Source organism: Pseudomonas sp. A-RE-22 (genome assembly GCF_019956035.1).
GTDB classification, from domain to species: domain Bacteria; phylum Pseudomonadota; class Gammaproteobacteria; order Pseudomonadales; family Pseudomonadaceae; genus Aquipseudomonas; species Aquipseudomonas brassicacearum.
Window position 1 is genome coordinate 1 of record NZ_JAHBCZ010000069.1, and the last position, 18,282, is coordinate 18,282.

At 63.3% G+C, this 18,282-nt stretch carries 14 protein-coding genes and 1 pseudogene; 9 read left to right on the forward strand and 6 right to left on the reverse strand.

Annotated features, from left to right (window positions below; translation table 11 throughout):
• Positions 1 to 69 precede the first annotated feature (69 nt).
• The 5 genes from KGA89_RS26845 (at position 70) to KGA89_RS26865 (ending at position 6,671) form a co-directional block, all read left to right on the forward strand.
• Entirely contained in the window at positions 70 to 2,592 is a 2,523-nt protein-coding gene (locus tag KGA89_RS26845) for a TonB-dependent receptor (protein ID WP_223472974.1), read from the forward strand.
• A 124-nt stretch (positions 2,593 to 2,716) separates the two neighbouring features.
• Positions 2,717 to 4,633: a phytase gene (locus KGA89_RS26850; RefSeq protein WP_223472983.1), complete on the forward strand. Its 1,917-nt coding sequence runs from the start codon at positions 2,717 to 2,719 to the stop codon at positions 4,631 to 4,633.
• A gap of 64 nt (positions 4,634 to 4,697) precedes the next feature.
• Entirely contained in the window at positions 4,698 to 5,405 is a 708-nt protein-coding gene (gene tolQ / locus KGA89_RS26855) for a protein TolQ (protein ID WP_003202062.1), read from the forward strand.
• A 13-nt stretch (positions 5,406 to 5,418) separates the two neighbouring features.
• Positions 5,419 to 5,865 carry a protein TolR gene (gene tolR / locus KGA89_RS26860; protein ID WP_223472975.1) on the forward strand — a complete coding sequence of 149 codons (447 nt, stop codon included), beginning with the start codon at positions 5,419 to 5,421 and terminating at the stop codon, positions 5,863 to 5,865.
• Positions 5,862 to 6,671 carry an energy transducer TonB gene (locus KGA89_RS26865; protein ID WP_223472976.1) on the forward strand — a complete coding sequence of 270 codons (810 nt, stop codon included), beginning with the start codon at positions 5,862 to 5,864 and terminating at the stop codon, positions 6,669 to 6,671. The genes tolR and KGA89_RS26865 overlap by 4 nt, the downstream gene beginning before the upstream one ends.
• Before the next feature lie 165 nt (positions 6,672 to 6,836).
• Here KGA89_RS26865 and KGA89_RS26870 read toward each other — a convergent pair whose 3' ends face one another.
• The 5 genes from KGA89_RS26870 to KGA89_RS26890 are packed head-to-tail and all read right to left on the reverse strand — an operon-like array spanning position 6,837 to position 12,388.
• Positions 6,837 to 7,733: a helix-turn-helix domain-containing protein gene (locus KGA89_RS26870; protein ID WP_223472977.1), complete on the reverse strand. Its 897-nt coding sequence runs from the start codon at positions 7,731 to 7,733 to the stop codon at positions 6,837 to 6,839.
• A 32-nt stretch (positions 7,734 to 7,765) separates the two neighbouring features.
• A complete protein-coding gene (locus KGA89_RS26875; RefSeq protein WP_003202053.1) occupies positions 7,766 to 8,233 on the reverse strand; it encodes a response regulator in 468 nt (155 codons plus the stop codon).
• Complete coding sequence (locus tag KGA89_RS26880) at positions 8,230 to 10,542, reverse strand: ATP-binding protein (RefSeq protein WP_003202050.1); 2,313 nt, start codon at positions 10,540 to 10,542, stop codon at positions 8,230 to 8,232. Before KGA89_RS26880 ends, KGA89_RS26875 begins: the two co-directional genes overlap by 4 nt.
• Positions 10,539 to 11,207 carry a response regulator gene (locus tag KGA89_RS26885; RefSeq protein WP_014338289.1) on the reverse strand — a complete coding sequence of 223 codons (669 nt, stop codon included), beginning with the start codon at positions 11,205 to 11,207 and terminating at the stop codon, positions 10,539 to 10,541. The genes KGA89_RS26880 and KGA89_RS26885 overlap by 4 nt, the downstream gene beginning before the upstream one ends.
• A complete protein-coding gene (locus tag KGA89_RS26890) occupies positions 11,204 to 12,388 on the reverse strand; it encodes a sensor histidine kinase (RefSeq protein WP_223472978.1) in 1,185 nt (394 codons plus the stop codon). Before KGA89_RS26890 ends, KGA89_RS26885 begins: the two co-directional genes overlap by 4 nt.
• Positions 12,389 to 12,561: 173 nt before the next feature.
• Between KGA89_RS26890 and KGA89_RS26895 the strand changes: the two genes are divergently transcribed.
• From KGA89_RS26895 to KGA89_RS26910, 4 genes and pseudogenes are all read left to right on the forward strand, one after another.
• Entirely contained in the window at positions 12,562 to 13,083 is a 522-nt protein-coding gene (locus tag KGA89_RS26895) for an SgcJ/EcaC family oxidoreductase (RefSeq protein WP_223472979.1), read from the forward strand.
• A 219-nt stretch (positions 13,084 to 13,302) separates the two neighbouring features.
• A pseudogene (locus KGA89_RS26900) lies at positions 13,303 to 13,811 on the forward strand (sigma-70 family RNA polymerase sigma factor).
• On the forward strand, positions 13,811 to 14,755 hold the full coding sequence (locus KGA89_RS26905) for a FecR domain-containing protein (protein WP_223472980.1): 945 nt from the start codon (positions 13,811 to 13,813) through the stop codon (positions 14,753 to 14,755). Before KGA89_RS26900 ends, KGA89_RS26905 begins: the two are co-directional and overlap by 1 nt.
• Before the next feature lie 67 nt (positions 14,756 to 14,822).
• Positions 14,823 to 17,246 (forward strand): TonB-dependent receptor, encoded by a 2,424-nt coding sequence (locus KGA89_RS26910; protein WP_223472981.1) that lies wholly within the window; start codon positions 14,823 to 14,825, stop codon positions 17,244 to 17,246.
• Positions 17,247 to 17,282: 36 nt separating this feature from the next.
• Here KGA89_RS26910 and KGA89_RS26915 read toward each other — a convergent pair whose 3' ends face one another.
• Positions 17,283 to 17,684: a hypothetical protein gene (locus KGA89_RS26915; RefSeq protein ID WP_223472982.1), complete on the reverse strand. Its 402-nt coding sequence runs from the start codon at positions 17,682 to 17,684 to the stop codon at positions 17,283 to 17,285.
• Between the last annotated feature and the right edge of the window lie 598 nt (positions 17,685 to 18,282).

Genomic DNA, 18,282 nt, shown 5'->3' on the forward strand with positions numbered 1-18,282 from the left:
CCCCTAGCGTGCCCTCCCAGTTGCCGGGCCATTGCCTGGCGGATTTCCGGATTCCTGGGGAGGACCACCATGTATCACCGCACAAGCACTGCCGGGCTCGTCGGTTTCACGTTCACCGCATTGGCGATGGCCATTGCCAGTGAGCGACTGAGCGCCGCCGAGCAGGCGGCCACTGAACACGTTGAAGTGGTCGGCCAGGCGGCCAGCATCGATCAGGCCCTCAAGGAACAGCGCAGCGCCGATAGCATCAAGAGCGTGGTGCATGCCGACGGCGTGGCGCAGTTGCCGGATGAAAACGTCGCCGAAGCGGTGCAGCGCCTGCCCGGTGTCAGCGTCGAGCGCGACCAGGGCGAAGGCCGGTTTGTCAGCGTGCGCGGCCTGGGACCGGACCTCAACAGCGTGACCATCAACGGTACGCTGGTGCCAGCCCCGGAGAGCGAACGCCGGGCCGTTGCCCTGGATGTGCTGCCTTCGGAGCTGGTGCAATCGTTGTCGGTGATCAAGACCCTGACGCCGGACATGGACGCCAATTCCCTGGGCGGTACGGTGGACGTCAAAAGCCTCTCGGCCTTCGACCACAAGGGCCTGTTCTACACCGGCAGCAGCGAAGCCAGCTATGACAAGAACACCAGCCAGACCAGCCCGAAATTCTCCGGCGCCATCAGTGATCGTTTCAGCCTCGGCGACGGCATCGACAATTTCGGCGTGGCTGCGGCGCTGAGCTGGCAGAAGCGTGACTTCGGTTCGGACAATGTCGAAACCGGCGGCGCCTGGGATTTCGAGCAAGGCTCGCGCCTCGAAGAGTTCGAACAGCGCGACTACGACATCCGTCGCGAGCGTGCCGGTGGCGGGTTGAACTTCGACTACAAGCCCGATGACTTCAGCAGCTATTACCTGCGCACGCTGTACAGCCGCTACAAGGACAGTGAAACCCGCAACGCCGCCAGCATTGCCTTCGAAGACCCGCAAGCCGCCGGTGAACTGGGGGATGCCGAGGGCAAGCGCAAACTCAAGCAACGTGAAGAAACCCAGGAAATCCAATCCTACGTGCTCGGTGGCGAACGCATGTTCGGGCTCTGGACCCTGAGTGGCCAGGGCGGTTATAGCCAATCCAGCGAAGACAGCCCCGGCCACATCGCCGGCGCCACTTTCGAAGGCATCGACGGTTTCAACGGCGGCTTCTACGACAGCGACAAACCGCGGCCGATCATCGGCTCGGGGTTCTACGATCCGGCCAACTTCAGCCTCGACAAGGTGGATTGGGAAGAACAGAAGACCACCGACACCGAGAAAAACCTGCGCCTGGACCTGGCCCGGGACTATGACCTGCGTGGCTATGCGTCCCAGGTCAAGTTCGGTGGCAAAGTCAGCCGACGTAACAAGGACAACGACCTCAATGCCTGGGTCTACAAGGATTTCGACGACTTGGGGTTTACCGACGAGCAGTTGAACCTCGGGCAGTTCCAGAAAGGCAACGTGGACTATCGCCTCGGCCGCTTCGGCCCGGGCATCAGCGCCGACGCGATCAAGCAGTTGCTCGGCGGTCTGAATCGCGATGAGTTTTTTGACGAGCAGGAGTCGCGAGTCAACGACTTCAAGATGAGCGAGGACATCAACGCCGGATACCTGATGAACACCGTCGATATCGATGACTGGCGCTTCATCGCCGGCATGCGCTACGAAGGCACCGAGTTCGAAGCCAAGGGCACCGGCGCCACCGACGGCGTATTCACCGACACCGAGACCCGCCGCAAGTATCACCACTGGTTGCCGGGCCTGCACGCGCGCTATCAGCTGGACAAGAACACCCAGGTGCGTGCGGCCTGGACCAAATCCGTGGTGCGTCCGACCTTCGGGCAATTGGCGCCGGGTTTTGTCATCGACGATGACGAGGCGACGTTCGGCAACCCGGAGCTCAAGCCGCTGGAATCGAGCAACCTGGACCTGGGCATCGAGCACTTCATGGGGCACGCCGGCACGGTCTCGGCCTTCGTGTTCTACAAGGACATCAAGAACTTCGTCTACAACACCGATCTGGCCGGCACCGGTGCCTGGACCGATTTTTCAGAAGCCCACAGCTACGCCAACGGCGACAGCGCCAAGCTGTATGGCCTGGAATTGGCCTATTCACAAAAATTCGACTGGCTGCCGGCACCTTGGAACGGCCTGCTGCTCGGCGCCAACACCACCTTCAGTCGTTCGGACGCCGAGATCGAAGGCTTCGACCAAGCCAGTGGTACCCAGCGCAAGCGCAGCATCGACTTGCCGAACCAGTCGGACACGGTCGGCAACCTGATGTTGGGTTGGGAAAACGACAAGCTGAGCCTACGTCTGTCGGCCAACTACAAGTCCGCGTACCTGTTCGAGCTGGCGTCCATCAGCGACAGCGACCATGACCTGCACGTCGACGCCCAGACCTTCGTCGACTTCAGCGCGCGTTATTCGCTGACCAAAAACCTGCAAGTGAGCCTGGAAGCCCAGAACCTCACCGACGAGCCGTATTTCGTCTACACCGGCCACCGCTCCTACAACGGCCAGTACGAAGAGTACGGCCCGACCTACAAGCTGGGGCTGACCTTTACCCATTTCTGAATCGCGTGCCTGATCACTTTTGGCAAGGGGACTTTGCTCCCACAGATGAGTTCCCTGCCCATAGACGTGAGCAACAAGCCCGTTTGAGCCTGACTGAACGACAAGGATTTTCCCGTTGAACACGATGTTTTTCTTACCCAAGCGCTACCTGTTGGCGATGGCGATCAGCCTGGCATCAGCCGCCACCCTGGCGGCTGACCCAGCGCCCAAGCTAAAGCTGCAACCCTGGTCTCAAGCCGAGCAACTGTCGATCAACGCCCTGGCATTCCTGCCCGGCCCTTCGACGACCGAGCGACTGGCCAGTGCCCGCGAAGGTTTGTTCTTGCTCGATGCCCAAGGTCGCGAACTGACGCGCCTGGAGGGCACCTTTGAAGGTGTCGATAGCCGTGCCCAAGGCGCGAACGTGTTGGTCGCCAGCCTCGACAGCACGCGTCAGCAAGCCCTGGTGGTCAGCCTCGACCCACAAAACCGTCAGTGGGGCGTGCCGTTGTACCTGCCCACGCGGGATTTCCCGGTCAACGGCCTGTGCCTGTATCGCGACGAGGCGAGCAACCTGTTTGTGTTCCTGGTCGGCGAGGAGGGCAAGGGCGAGCAATGGCTGGTAGGCAATGGCGAGCGCCTGAGCGACAGCGCGCAACGGGTGCGCGGCTTGCCATTGCCGCCTGACGCCAAGACCTGCCAGGTGCAGGACAGCGCCAATCAATTGTTCGTCAACGAGGAGCGGGTGGGTTGGTGGGCCTATCCGGCATCCTCAGAGGCCGAGACCGTGCGGGTACCCGTGGCGATGCGTGCGCCGTTTGGCGACCTCCAGCAAAGCGCCGGGGCCATGGCCGTGCTGCCGGGCGGCCTGTTGGGGCTGGACCCGGAAGCGGCGCAACTGCATGTGTACCAGCAACAGGACGAGAGTTGGAGCGCCAAAGCCAACCTGCCGTTGGCGGGCCTGAAGGAACCGGAAAATCTCGCGGCGCGGTTGACGAAAAATGGCATTGAAGTGCTGCTGCGCGACGATGACAACGGACACCTGTACCAAGGCGAAATCAGCTGGAAACCCACGCCAGCGCCTTTGCCGCCGGTACTGCCCACTGTGGCTGCCATCGTCCAGAGCGAACCGGTGGCCCGCCAGGGCGATGCCGCCGATGACCCGGCGATCTGGGTGCATCCGACGACGCCCGGGCTGAGCCGGGTGCTGGGCACCAACAAGAAGCAAGGCCTGCTGGCCTATGACCTGCAAGGCAAGTTGCTGCAGGAACTGGCGGTCGGGCGCCTGAATAACGTCGATGTGCGGGCGAACTTCAAGCTGGGCACGCAAACCGTCGATCTGGCCGTGGCCAGCAACCGAGATCGCAACAGCTTGAGCCTGTTCAGCATCGACCGCACCAGCGGCGAGTTGCGCGAAGCCGGTGAGATTGCGACGTCATTGAAGGAAATCTACGGCATCTGCCTGTTCCAGCCTGCTGAAGGCGAACTGTATGCCTTCGCCAACGGCAAGGACGGGCGCTTCGTGCAGTACCGCCTGAGCGCGCCGGACGGCGTGGTGGAAGGCCAGTTGGTGCGCCAGTTCAGCGTCGACAGCCAGCCTGAAGGTTGTGTCGCCGACGAGCAGCGCCAACGCTTGTTTCTCGGTGAAGAGGACGTCGGCGTCTGGGCAGTGGATGCCCGGGCCGACCAACCGGCGACCTTGAACAGTGTGATCAAGGTTGGCTCGTCGTTGCACGCTGACGTCGAGGGCATGGCCTTGTACCAGGCCAGCGGCCACGACTACCTGGTGATCTCCAGCCAGGGCAACGACAGTTACCTGGTGCTCGATGCCGAGCCTCCCTATGCCGTGCGCGGCGCCTTCCGGGTCGGTCTGAACGCGGCCGCGGGCATCGATGGCGCGTCGCAAACCGATGGCCTGGAGGTGACCTCGGTGAACCTCGGCGGGCCTTGGAGCCAGGGCATGCTGGTGGTCCAGGACGGCCGCAAGCGCATGCCCGAGCAGACCCAGAACTTCAAGTTCGTGCCCTGGGCCGACGTGGCGAAAGCGCTGCGCCTGCCTTGAGCGACGCTGTCATCAACCGGTCACGAACATTTCATCGAATAACCGCCAGACAGGAGTTTCAACCATGCAAGCCACTCTGGAACACATGACGATCTGGGGCCTGATCAGTGACGCGAGTCTGCTGGTCAAGGCGGTCATGCTCACGTTGCTGCTGGCCTCGCTATTGAGCTGGTATTTGATCATCCAGCGCAGCGCCGTACTGCAACGCAACGAACGCCAGCTCAACGGTTTCATGCAGCGCTTTCGCGGCACCCAGGATCTGCTACCCCTGTATCGGGAACACGCACAGGTCCGCGAAGACGACGGTGGTGTCACGCCGATTTTCCAGGCGGGTGTGCTGGCCTTCACTCAGCTCAACCAACCTTCAAGCACGCCGCAAGTGGTGCTTGAAGGTGTCGAGCGCGCGCTGCAAGTGGCGATCAGTGAACAGGAAATACAACTGGAAAAAGGCCTGCAATTTCTCGCCACCGTCGGTTCGGTCAGCCCCTACATCGGTTTGTTCGGCACCGTCTGGGGGATCATGAATGCCTTTATCGGCCTGTCCCAAGTGCAACAGGCCAGCCTTTCCACTGTGGCGCCGGGCATTGCCGAAGCGTTGATCGCCACGGCCATCGGCCTGTTCGCGGCAATCCCGGCGGTCATTGCCTATAACCGTTTTGCCGCTCGCGGCCAGACCCTGCTGACCCGGTACTACGCCTTTGGCAACGAGCTGCAGGCGCGTCTGCACCGCAAGCTGCACGGTGCCCCGGTGAACCTGGCCTCGGCCGCTTGAAAGGAGAGGGCAGATGCTCGTCAAGCCACAACGCAAGCACGGTCCCAAGGCCGAAATGAACGTGGTGCCGTACATCGACGTGATGTTGGTGCTGCTGGTGATTTTCATGGTCACCGCACCGATGCTGACCCAGGGGGTGAAGATCGAACTGCCCAAGGTCGCCAGCGAAGCACTGGCCAACGACCGTCGCCAGCAAATCCTCACCCTGTCGGTCAAGGCCGAGGGCGGTTACTACTGGAACCTGGGCGAAGAGCTGGACACCCACCACCAGTCCGACAGCGCCGTGGACCTGGAGCAGATGCGCGCCAAGGTGGCGCAGGTCGTCGCCGAGCGCAGCGATACCCAGGTGTACATCCGTGCCGACGCGCATGCCGATTACGGTCGGGTCGTTGCAGCCATGGCCGCGTTGCAACAGGGCGGCGTGAGCAACCTGGGGCTGGTGACCGAGGCGCCGCAATGACGGCGATGATCATGGACAGTCCCTCCTTGAGCGTACCTGCGCTGGGCCGTCGCTTTTGGAAAAACAGCCTGGCGGCGGGGCTCGCCGTGGCCCTGCACGCGGGTGTGGTGGCGTTGTTGGTGCTGGGGTGGAGCGTGGAGAAGCCAGCTGCCGAGACGCCCAGGGTGTTGCACACGCAACTGGTGATGCTGCCGCCAGCGCCCGAAGCCCTTGTCCCGGTTCCTGTCGCGCCTGTTGCACCGCCATCGGTCGAGCCGACCTCGGCGCCGGTAGAAGCGCCGCGTCTCGCGCCCACCCAGCCGGTTGTCGACCCGCGTGTCCAGGCGCAGAAACTGGAACAGGCGGCCCTGGCCCGCAAACGGGTCGAGGAGCAAAAGCGCGAGCAACAGGCCCAACAGCAGCGTGAACGCCAGGAAAGCGAACGACGCAGGCAAGACGCCGAGCAGCAGGCCGCCGAACAACAGCGGCAGGTCCGGCAGGCACAAGCACTCGCCGAACAACGCCAAGCCGAGCAGGCGCGCCAGGCCGCCGCCGACAGCCGCAGCTACCAACCGCTGAGCAAGCAAGCCCCGGACTATCCGCAACGCGCCCTGGACAAGGGCCTGGAAGGCGATTGCACCGTGGAATACAGCGTGACACCGGACGGGCGGATCGATAACCCCAAGGTCATCGACGGTTGCCACCCATTGTTCATCCGACCGTCCCTGGCCGCCGCCCAGACGTTTCGTTATCAACCGCGAATCATCGATGGCAAGGCGGTGACGGTGCCGGCAGTGCGCAATACTTTTCACTACCGGATCAAATGAGAACATGCCCACAGTAGTCAGTGTCGATCGTTCCCACGCTCTGCGTGGGAATGCCGCCAGGGACGCTCCGCGTTCCGCTTCTGGATGTGACGCAGAGCGTCACGGGATGCATTCCCACGCAGAGCGTGGGAACGATCAGCCACGATCAGCCAGCCGAAAGGGGTTTTACTTGCGGTAATGACTCGGCGCCACGCCCACTTCACGGCGGAAGATCTGGGAGAAATGGCTGGCGCTGCCATAGCCAACCTCCAGGCCGATATCGATGATGCTGTGTTCGGTTTCCAGCAGCAGTTGCCGGGCCCGGGCCATTCTCAGCTGGATGAAGTACTGCGAAGGTGAACGCCCGGTGGCGCGCTTGAACAAGCGGCTGAAGTGGTATTCGCTCATGCCGATGGCCTGGGCCAGGTCACCGAGGCTGAAGGGGGCGGCCAGGTGTTGTTCCATCAACTGGATCACCCTCTTGAGCTTGAAAGCGGGCAGGGCGTTACGTCCGGACATGTCGTCGGCATTGGCATCCCGGTAATGCCGCGCCAGGTGCACCGCCACACATTGCGCCACGCCCTGGATCAGCAAGGCACTGGTTTCACCGCGCCGGGTCAATTCCTCCCGAATCTGTTCGAGCAAGGCTGAAAGTGCTTCATCCCGCCCGCCAGAGACTTCCCGCAGCTGGATCGCGCGGCTGCCACCGGTTTCGGCAATGGCGCGCTCCAATAACGCCAACCCCAGGTACAGATGCATGACCACGAATGGCTCGCGGCTGGTCACTTGCCAGCGCATTTCATAAGGAACCGGGGATGTGGTCAGGAAAAAATCACCGGCGACCACGGTATTCGTTTCCCACACCTCGTTGGCAATACGCTCCTCGACGATGGCTTCCCCGGACAACACCCAGACAAGCAGCGGTTCGGCCACTGCCGGCACGACGATGTGTGCTTCGCTGCGCTCACGGACAAAGATTTCGACCAGGATATCCTTGGCCGATACGCCGTCGGACGTCGCCAGGCGCTCGCCGCGAATGTGTGCCTGCAGGCCGGTTGCCGATGTTCGTTCAGTGACTTTCATGCATCGAATGCCTTGATGGAACGGCCGCCAGGTCAAGACGGGCCGGCGGCGGGACGGTGCTGGCGCAACAGTTCGATCTGCTGGGACGGAATCAACTCGCGCAACGCCTTATAGAGCGCACGGGTTTCCAGCAGGTTCCAGATGCGCAGCATGGTTTCCAGCGCGTCCAGGGGTTTGCTGATGAAATCCCGGGCGCCGAGGGCCAGGGCCCGCAGGCGCGTGTCTCGGGTCGCGTCGGCAGTCAGCACCAGGATCGGCAGGTAGTCATTGGCCGGGATCCGCCGGTTGAGTTGCTCGAGCACGGCAAAGCCGTCGAACGCCGGCATGTGCAGGTCGAGGATGACCAGGTCCGGCTCGAAGCTGTTGAACAGATCGAGCGTGCGCAACGGTTCGGTGCTGCTCAACACGTTGTGCAACCCTTCGCGGGCCAGCAGTTGTTCCATCAGGTCCAGGTTGGGGCGCTGATCGTCGACGATCAGAATGCGCAAGTCGCGATTCATGCGGGCTCCGGTAGATAGTGCTCGAGGTGGCCCAGGAAGGCCTGGATATGAATAGGTTTGGTCAGGATCGCCGTGGCGCCGGCGTCACGCAGGGCGCGGTGGGTCAGGTCGCTGGCATCGGCGGTGATCATCAGCACGGGCGTGGCGGCAGTGGCCGGGGATTGGCGCAGGCGCCGCAAGACTTCCAGGCCTTCGAGGTCCGGCAGGCTGACGTCCAGCAGGATCAGTTGCGGGGTGTGCTGGCGAGCGAGGTCCAGGCCCATCTGGCCTTGCATGCTCGACAATAACTGGATGCCAGGACGGCGTTGCATCAGGGTTTCGATCAGCGCCAGGCTCGACAGGTTGTCTTCGATGCACAGGACTTTGCCGTGATAGTCCACAGGCGAACGCGTCACCGCCAGGGCGGCGATGGGTGGCAGATGCGCGCCAACCACCTGGGTGCCGGGCAGTTGCAGGGTGAAACAGCAGCCGTGTCCGGGTTCGCTGTGGACCTGCAGGTTGCCCTGCATCATTTCCAGCAGGCTCTTGCTCAATGACAACCCCAGGCCAGTGCCTTCGACCTGAGGATCGGCGCCCAGGCGTTCGAAAGGCTTGAACAGTTGGTCCAGCTGTTCCGGGGCAATGCCATGGCCGGTGTCGTTGACGGCGATGCTTACCTGATGGGCCTGGACGCTGACTTCGATGCGCACCTCACCGCCGGGCCGGTTGTACTTGATGGCGTTGGACAGCAGGTTGAGCAGCACTTGCACCAGGCGCTGGCGGTCCGCGAGCACGCCGCTGTCGTCAGGCAGCGCTGGCAGCTCGGCCAAGTGGATCCCGGCGTCGGCGGCCATCGGTGAAACCAAGGTCAGGGCTTCGTGCAGCACCGTCGACAGGGCGATCGGTTCGATGTTCAGCGGCAGGCGCCCGGCCTCGATCCGGGCAATGTCCAGCACTTCGTTGATCAACGCCAGCAAGTGCTGGCCGGCCCGCAGGATGTGGCTGACCTGAGGGCGTTGGCCGGCGGTGGAGTCCATGTCCAGCAATTGAGCGAAACCGAGGATGGCGTTCAGTGGCGTGCGCAGTTCGTGGCTCATGCGCGAGAGAAACTCGCTCTTGGCTCGGCTGGCGCTTTCGGCTTCTTCCCGGGCGGTGCGCAGGGCGATCTCGGCAGCGCGTCGGTCGGTGATGTCGCGGGTGATCTTGGAGAAACCGCGCAGGGCGCCGGTGCCATCGTATTGCGCAGTGATGACCACGCTGGCCCAGAAGCGGCTGCCGTCCTTGCGGCAACGCCAGCCTTCTTCCATGTAATGACCGTCGCGGGTGGCTTCGCGCAGGGCCATCTCCGGGTGCGCCGGGCACTCTTCGGCCAGGTAGAACAGGGAAAAATGCCGGCCGAGGATTTCCTGCTCGGTGTAGCCCTTGATCCGTTCCGCGCCAGCGTTCCAGGTGGTGACGTAGCCTTGGGCATCCAGGGCGAAGATCCCGTAGTCCTTCACGCCATCGATGATCAGCCGCAAGCGCTCCTCGTTATCGCGCAGGGCCCGCTCGCGTTCGGCGAGCAACTGCCCGGCCTCCACCAGGCGCGTGCCGAGTTGGCCGATTTCGTCCTGCTCCGGCGGTTGTGGCAACAAGGGTTGGCCCAATGCCAGGCGCTGGGCGTTGCCTTGCACCTGCTGGACCCGGGCGACAATGCCCTTGGACAGGAACAGCACCGCGACAATCGCCCCCAGCAGCCCGCACACCGCCGCCAGCAAGGTGGCGAACAACAGGCGCATGCGCGTGGCCGAGGCGGCGGCGCTGCGGTCGGCGAGCAGGGCATCCTCGCGTATGCGCATGGCGCTGATCTGCTCGCGCAATACGTCCAGTACCTGTTTGTTTTCGATCAGGATCGCGGTGATGGCCTCGGGGTCGTCGCGCTTGCCATTGCGCAGCGCAAGCAAACCGTCGAGTTTGTCGGCGATCAGCGGAGTGATGGTCTTTAGGTGTTCGCGCATCCTGGCGTCGCGAATGTTGTGGTCCAGGCGCTGCAACGCGGCGTGAATCAGCGGCGTAGCCTGCTCGTAGCTGGGCAGGAAATCTTCGCGGCGGGTCAGCAGGTAGCCGCGCACGCTGGCCGCTGCCTCGGCCAGCAGGGTATGGACTGTCTGGATATCACCCTGGACCAGCAGCACCCGACGCACATCCTCTTCGGCCCGGGCGGTCTGGCGTTCGGTGATATAGATCAGCACCAGCGACAGCAGCAGGACCACCAGGGGCAGGGAGATCACCACCAGGGCCTTGCCGCGCAAGGGCAGGTCGGCCCAGCGGCGGGCGGCGAGAAACCTCATGGCCATTGCCCGGCAGGTTGCGCCACCAGGCCCAGGGCAACGCCGCGCACGGCGGCCTGGGTCCGGTCGGCGGCGCCCAGTTTGCCGATGACGCGCTCTACGTGGGCCTTGGCCGTGCCGGGTGCGATGCCCAGCTTCTCGCCGATTTCACGGTTGCTGAAACCGCCGGCCACCAGCCCCAGGACCTGGCGTTCCCGGGCGGTCAGGGCCTGGACTTGAGTGGCACCATTCGCACCACGCTCGGCCATGCGGCGCAGCAGGCGCGCGCTGACCGAACTGTTCAACGCCTCTTCGCCCTGGGCGACCCGTTTGAGGGCGTCGAGCACTTCATCGCGGCTGGCGTCCTTGAGCAGATAGCCGACCGCGCCCGCACCGATGGCGGCTTCGAGGTGGTCGGGGCTGTCATCCATGGTGAAGATCACGACTTTGATTCCGGGCTGGCGCTGCTGCAGGATCCGCGCCGCGCCCAAACCGTTGAGGACGGGCATGCGGATGTCGAGAATCGCGATGTCCGGCTGTAGCCGCTCGCACAGGTCGAGGGCTTCCTGGCCGTCGCGGGCCTGGCCAACGACCTCGAATCCCGGATTGCCGGCGAGCATGCTGATAAACCCGGTGCGGGTGACTTCGTGGTCATCGGCCAGCAGCAGGCGCAAAGGTCGGTTCATGGGTGTCCTCCGTGGGCCGGTAGCGGCACGCTGGCCAGCAGTCGGGTGCCGCCACCGGGCTGGCTGCAACAGCTCAGGTGACCGTCCAGCAAGTGCGCGCGCTCCTGCATGGCGGCCAGCCCCAGATGGCAGCTGCCGTTGGTCTCGATGGGCTGTTCCAGGGCAAAGCCACGGCCATCGTCCTCCACTCGCAGGCAAGCGTGGCCATCGTCCACCGCCAACCCCAACTGCACATGGCTGGCCTGGGCGTGCTTGAGAATGTTGTTGATGCCTTCCTGGGCAATGCGAAACAGGGCGATCTCCGTGTTGCCCGGCAGGCGCGCGGTGCTGTGTTCGGCCCAGTTCACCGTCAGGCCGGCGTCGCGCAGGCGATCGGCCTCCTTGTCGACGGCTTTGTACAGGCCGAAATCATCCAGTACGTGGGGGCGCAGGCCGCTGATCAGTTGCCGGCCTTCGCCGACGCAGCCTTGGGCCAGGTCGAGGATGCTTTGCAGCTCGTTCGCCAGTGCAGGCGGTAGCGACGGGCAGCGACCGGCGAAGCCCTGCAAGCGCTGATGCAAACCGGCGAGATTCTGCGCCAGGCCGTCGTGCAGGTCGTAGGCCACGCGCTTGCGTTCGTCTTCCTGGGCGCTGAACAAGCGGTGGACCAACTCGGACATGGTCCGTTCGCGGGCCTGGAGCGCTTCGAGCAGACGGCTGTTCTCCAGGTGTGCCGCCAACAGCGTCGCGAGCAATTGCAGTGATTCGATGTCTTCGTTGTCCGGCGCGCCGAGGGCCACGCTGTTGCCCAGCAACAACGCCCCGAACTCTACGCCGTCGGAGGCACGCAACGGTACCCGCAAGACCTGGGGCAGGGCGCTGCCGGGCGATTCCAGCCATTGTGGGCCGGGCATTTGTGGCTGGGCCAGGTTGGCGAGCAGCTCGAGTCGTTCCGCGCTGCCATGGCTGGCGAGGGTGCGCAACGGCTGGTCCGGCGCCCACTCCAGTAGCAGGCCATGGTCCATGGCCATGAACGCGCACGCCCGTTGCAGCGCACGCTGGCGCATGGCCGACAGGGGCAACTGCGTCAGTTCATGGCCGGTGCCCAGCAGCAGGCCCAGGCGTGCGGCACGACTTTGCGACTGGCGATATTGGCTGCGGATGGCCAGGGCACTGCCGGGGTCATGGGGTGGGCTTTGCATGGGGAACTCCAGCGTGGAAGAGGACCGGTCCGGTTCGCGGTGGCGTCATTAGAACGTGTCACCGGCACCGAGCCTATCTGCCGAACGGCATAGGCGATTGGCACCGGTTGGCCGATGGCGAAGGCAGGGAAGGCCGGCAAAGTGGACCCATTGAAACCCAAAGGACCACGTTGATGAAAATGAAAACCTGCGCCATCGCTGCTTTATTCCTGCTGGCCGCGCCGCTTGTCCAGGCGCTTGAGGCTACGCCTTATGTGTATCGCACAGTGGCCGAGCAGCCCAAGAATGTGAATGACCGCGAGATCGCGGCACTGTTCGACCGCTGGAACACCGCGCTGCAAACCGGTAGCGCCACCGCCGTGACCGGCCTCTATGCCCCGGATGCGATTTTGCAACCGACTGTTTCCAACAAGGTGCGCAACACGCCGGCGCAGATCCAGGATTATTTCGAGCATTTCCTGGCCGGCAAACCGGTGGGGCAAATCAACTATCGGGAGATCCGCCATCTGGGCCCCGATGCGGCGATGGACAGTGGTGTCTATACCTTCACGCTCACACAGGCCGACGGTTCCAAGCGCGAGGTCCAGGCGCGCTACACCTTCCTCTATGAGCGCCTCGATGGCCAGTGGAAGATCATCAACCATCACTCATCGGCCATGCCTGAGGTGCCGAAGACCTTGCACGCCAGCCACTGATAAAAGACCTGCCTGTGGGAGCGAGCTTGCTCGCGATAGCGGAGTATCAGTCAGCATCGATGTTTCTGACGCACCGCCATCGCGAGCAAGCTCGCTCCCACAGGGCCCTCTATCAATTCCATCCCCGTGTTTAGACACACTTTGTACAAAGAGCTTGGATTAACGCGCGAACATTAATTAGAATCAGTCTCATTTAAGACTTTGCGCAGGCTTCTGGACATGTGTGATGCAGTTATGCCGACGGAGCATTCCCTCCATGCGTTGTACCGTGACCACGGTAGCTGGCTGGAGGCTGGCTGCGGCGGCGCATGGGCAATGCCTGGGATGCGGCGGACCTGCGCCAGGATACCTTCCTGCGGGTGCTTTCCAGTTCCCAGACCTTGGCTGACCTGCAAGAACCCCGGGCTTATCTGCTGACCGTTGGCAAACGCCTGCTGAGCAACTTCTACACCCGGCGCAATCTGGAACAGGCGTATCTCGACGCTCTGGCGAGCCTGCCTGAAGCCTGCGCACCGTCGCCAGAGCAATGCTGGCTGCTGCTGGAAACCCTGCAAGCCCTGGACGAACTGCTCGATGGCCTGCCGCCCCTGGTGCGGCGGGCTTTTCTCTGGAGCCAACTTGAAGGCCTGGGTTATCGCGAGATCGCCGAACGCCTGCAAGTGTCCGAACGCACCGTGAAACGCTACATGGCCCAGGCCTATGAACATTGCCTGTTGGTGGACTTCTGATGCGCTCGACCCCATCACCCGAAGCCCGCGAAGCGGCACGGGCGGCGGCTCGCTGGTTGACCCTGATGGAGTTCGACGGGAATGCGTTCGACTCGGCGGCCCTGCAACGCTGGCGCGACAGCAGCGATCATCACGAGGCGGCCTGGCAGAAGGCCCAGCGATTGCGCCAGCGTTTTGCCGGGGTGCCCGCGTCCCTGGGCATGGCAACCCTGGACCGCCCAGTGCTGGCTCGGCGCGAGGTGCTCAAGCGCGCATTGGGCGTCGCCGCATTGGTCCCGACCGCTTGGCTGCTGGGGCGAGAGCTGCCGTTGGAGGCCTGGCGCGCTGATTTGCACACTGCCACGGGCGAGCAACGGCGCTGGTCGCTGGTCGATGGCAGTGCGCTGCAACTGAACACCGACAGCGCCGTCGACCTGGACCTCAAGGCGCGACGCCTGGTGTTGGTGCGCGGCGAAATGGCCCTCAGGCTTGCCGGGAGCACGCCGCTGTCCGTTCAATCACCCTATGGACTCATCACCATCACTCGTGGCGAGGTCTGCCTGCACTTGGGCGAGGGCGATTGCCGGGTGGCGGTGGTCAGCGGCTCGGCACAACTGCAACCCCTGCGCGGGCCATTGCTGAGCTTGGGGGCGGGCCAGCAGGTCAACATCCAGGATTCAGGCGCGGGGCCAGTGAAGGCGTTCGATGTGGCGCAGCTGGGTTGGCGTGACGGCGTATTGGTAGCGCAGGACCAGCCGCTGGGGCATTTCCTGCGGGAACTGAGCCGCTATCGCCCCGGGGTGTTGCGTTGGGACGAAACCCTGGAAGCCCTGCGAATCACTGGCAGCTTCCGCCTGGACAACACCGACCGAATCCTCACGCTGCTTGCGGCCAGCCTACCGCTGGACGTGCACATGCGCACTCGCTACTGGGTCACGTTGACGCTTCGCAAAAATATGGCCTGATGCCTGTCCCCTTTTTTTGTCTCGCTTGTCATTCAAGGCAACTGAACAAAAATGAGAGCGCTTTCCAATGTCCGCAGTTGCACCTTTGCGTTTGCGCCCGGCCTTTGCCGGCTGGCGTCCGCTGTTGAACCTGAGCCTCATGCTGAGCTTGAGCGCCAGCCCATTCTTTATCTCATCGAGCCTGGCCGAAGAAGCCGAACGGCGCAGCTATCAGGTGCCGGCCGGCAGCCTCGGCGCGGCGTTGACCCGGTTTGCCGGGCTGGCGGGCGTCAACCTGTCGGTGGATCCGGCCCTGGTGAGTGGTCGCAACAGCGCCGGGCTTTCGGGCGAGTTTGGCGTAGAGGAGGGGTTTGCCCGGCTGTTGTCGGGCTCGGGCCTGCAATTGCAAGCGGTGGGTGAGCAGGCCTATATCCTGATGCCGGCACCGGAAGGCGGCAGCCTGCAACTGGCACCCACTTCGATTCTAGGCGCCACGACGTCGACGGACAGCCCGGCGTATGCCGGTGGCCAGGTTGCTCGCCGTGGTTCGCAAGGCTTGCTGGGCTCGCGGGATTTCATGGAAACACCGTTCAGCATGACCACCTACACCAGCGCGGCGGTCAAGAACCAGCAGGCGCGCACCTTGGGCGACCTGATCGCCAGCGACCCGTCGGTCCGCGCCACCAACCCGGCGGGCGGGCGCTTTGAGCAGTTCACCATTCGCGGTTTCAGCCTGTTCAACAGCGATGTTGCGTACAACGGTCTCTACGGCATCTTGCCGACCTACACCATCGACATGGAGATGGCCGAACGCGTCGATATCCTCAAGGGCCCGAGCCAGCTCATCAACGGTATCTCGCCGCGGGGCAGCGTGGGGGGCGGGATCAACGTGGTACCCAAGCGTGCCACCGACAAGCCCATCACCTCGTTCACCGGCAGCTATGCCTCCAACAACCAACTGGGCGGTGCCGTGGATGTCGGTCGGCGTTTTGGTGAGGATGACAAGTTCGGTATTCGCTTCAATGGCGTGAAGCAGGCGGGCGACACCGAATGGGATCACCAGAGCGTGGACCGCGAGATGGCGGTACTGGGCCTGGATTTTCGCGGTGAGCGCCTGCGGCTCTCGACGGACATTGGCCGCACCGAGCGTAACACCGACGCGCCCCAGGAACGCGTGCAGGTGGGCGCCAATGCGCAGGTTCCTCACGCCAGTGATGTGCGCGACAACTACGCCCAGTCCTGGAGCAAGGCGCGCACCAAGGACACCTTCGGCACTGTGAACGCTGAGTTCGACGTCAACGATTCCGTCATGCTGTATGGCGGTGTGGGGGCGCGCAAAAGCGAGCACGACTTCCTTCGGCACAACGTTTCGGTGACCAACGACGCGGGTGACTTCACCGTCCAGCCCCGAGACTTTACCCGCGACGAAAATGTCCGCACGGCCACAGCCGGGGTGCGCAACTGGTTCCATACCGGCCCGGTGAGCCATGAGGTCAACCTGGCTGCCAGCTATTTCTACATGGACTTCGAAAATGGCGGCGCCCGTTACGCCAACGGTCGCAGCAACCTGTATGACCCGGTGCAGACCCCGACGCCGAGCAACCCGACGCGACAGGACGACAAGGTCTACACCGAGAACCGCTTCAGTGGCGTGGCGTTGTCCGACACCCTGGGGCTGTTCGACGATCGCTTGCTGCTGACCCTCGGCGCTCGCTGGCAACGGGTGAAGGTTGACGACTGGACGAATAACGTCAAGGGCGACACTGCCTACGATGAGGAAAAGGTTTCACCGTCGGGCGGCATTCTGTTCAAGGCGACGGACAAGTTGTCGCTGTATGCCAACTACATGGAAGGCCTGAGCCAGGGCAAGATCGCGCCATCGACGTCGGTGAACGAGGATGAGATTTTCCCGCCGTTCATCAGCCGTCAGGTCGAGGTGGGCGCCAAGTATGATGCCGGCCCATTCGCCGTCACCGCCGCGCTGTTCCGGATCAAGCAGCCGGCCTATGCGACCGACGCCACGACGCGTATCTTCGGCCCGAACGGCAAGCGAGAAAACACCGGCGTGGAGTTGAGCGTATTTGGTGAACCGCTGAGGGGAACCCGCTTGCTCGGCGGCGTGATGTACATCGACAGCGAGCTGACCCAAACCACCAACGGCACCTTCGATGGCAACCGCGCACCGGCCACGCCGAAGTACAACGTCAACCTCGGCGCCGAATGGGACGTGCCGACGGTACAGGGCCTGACCCTGACCAGCCGGGGCATCTACTCCAGCTCGCAGTACCTGGACCAGTCCAACACCAAGGAAATCGATTCCTGGGAACGCTTCGACGTCGGCGCCCACTACGCATTCAAGGTCGACGAGAAGAACGTCACCCTGCGGGCCAACATCGAAAACGTGGCAGACAAGCGCTACTGGAGTTCGGCCGGGGCGTCGGATGACAGTGAGGCCGGATTGACGTTGTCGACCCCGCGCACCTACCTGCTTTCCGCAACGGTGGATTTCTAGGCCCAGGTGCCGCTCCAGGGAAGGAGCCGCCTGGGTTCAGATGTCGCGAAACAGATCGTGAGCATCCAGCAGTCGCCAGGCAATTTCGGGGCGTTTTTCCAGCCCACGGCGGATGGCGGCGGGAATCGACTGGCGAATCTTGCGGCACAGGCCGGGCTGGTTCTGGAATTCGATGGCGATGCCGCGCATGGTCCGCACTTCGTTATAGCCAGGCTCGACGCTCAGGCGGATCCCCAGGTTTTCGTACAGGCGTTGCTGCAGGCGCTGGAGTTCGTCGAGGCTCTGGATGTTCTCCAGGCGTTCAAGCAGGCGTTTTTCTTCCTGGCGATTCAAGCAAAGGATGCGCAGGTCGCTGCCAGGCGCTTGCAGCAAGGCATCACGGCCGCAATCGCAGACGCCGGGCGGGCAGGGGGGACGGATCGGAATCGACGCGGTCATGGGCTCCACAAAAATCTGCTGCACAACGAAACAGCGGGCTTATCGCCGGCCCAGGCAATGTGATGCCTGGCGGCATGTGGGTCAAGCCTGTTGGAGGGGCCACTTGTCTGGCGCTGCTGTGGGAGTTTGCTCGTGATAGCGGTGAGTCAGCCTGCACCTTTGTCGGATATGCCGCTGTCATCGCGAGCAAGCTCGCTCCCACAATGGGATCGGAGTACGACCGGAAGAGCCAGGTCGACTATTAGGCCGCCTCGCGAGCAAGCTTTGCTCCCACAGATCTGATGGGTGTACGACCGGGAGAGCCAGGTCGGCTGCAAGGCCGCCTTCGCGAGCAAGCCCGCTCCCACAGTAGAAATGCGGTATCACCAAGAGCCAGGTCGGCTATAAGGCCGCAGCGAGGCTCCGAGTGGTGGGGCAAAGCGCTTTTGGTTACTTTTGGCTGGTCCGGCTCCCGGCTCTTCCAAAAGTGACCCGCCGTAATTAGATGGACTCGCCCACGCCGAGGCGTCAATGCGCCGCGGTGGCAGTCTAAGAAGCCAACGACAGCGAGGGCGAGTCCATGAAAAAGAATACGACGCTTAAACAGTCCCTGTCTTCA

Coding starts and splice junctions, on each gene's coding strand:
- KGA89_RS26845 (WP_223472974.1), top strand. CDS start 70: ATGTATCACCGCACAAGCACTGCCGGGCTCGTCGGTTTCACGTTCACC.
- KGA89_RS26850 (WP_223472983.1), top strand. CDS start 2,717: ATGTTTTTCTTACCCAAGCGCTACCTGTTGGCGATGGCGATCAGCCTG.
- tolQ (WP_003202062.1), top strand. CDS start 4,698: ATGCAAGCCACTCTGGAACACATGACGATCTGGGGCCTGATCAGTGAC.
- tolR (WP_223472975.1), top strand. CDS start 5,419: ATGCTCGTCAAGCCACAACGCAAGCACGGTCCCAAGGCCGAAATGAAC.
- KGA89_RS26865 (WP_223472976.1), top strand. CDS start 5,862: ATGACGGCGATGATCATGGACAGTCCCTCCTTGAGCGTACCTGCGCTG.
- KGA89_RS26870 (WP_223472977.1), bottom strand. CDS start 7,733: ATGAAAGTCACTGAACGAACATCGGCAACCGGCCTGCAGGCACACATT.
- KGA89_RS26875 (WP_003202053.1), bottom strand. CDS start 8,233: ATGAATCGCGACTTGCGCATTCTGATCGTCGACGATCAGCGCCCCAAC.
- KGA89_RS26880 (WP_003202050.1), bottom strand. CDS start 10,542: ATGAGGTTTCTCGCCGCCCGCCGCTGGGCCGACCTGCCCTTGCGCGGC.
- KGA89_RS26885 (WP_014338289.1), bottom strand. CDS start 11,207: ATGAACCGACCTTTGCGCCTGCTGCTGGCCGATGACCACGAAGTCACC.
- KGA89_RS26890 (WP_223472978.1), bottom strand. CDS start 12,388: ATGCAAAGCCCACCCCATGACCCCGGCAGTGCCCTGGCCATCCGCAGC.
- KGA89_RS26895 (WP_223472979.1), top strand. CDS start 12,562: ATGAAAATGAAAACCTGCGCCATCGCTGCTTTATTCCTGCTGGCCGCG.
- KGA89_RS26905 (WP_223472980.1), top strand. CDS start 13,811: ATGCGCTCGACCCCATCACCCGAAGCCCGCGAAGCGGCACGGGCGGCG.
- KGA89_RS26910 (WP_223472981.1), top strand. CDS start 14,823: ATGTCCGCAGTTGCACCTTTGCGTTTGCGCCCGGCCTTTGCCGGCTGG.
- KGA89_RS26915 (WP_223472982.1), bottom strand. CDS start 17,684: ATGACCGCGTCGATTCCGATCCGTCCCCCCTGCCCGCCCGGCGTCTGC.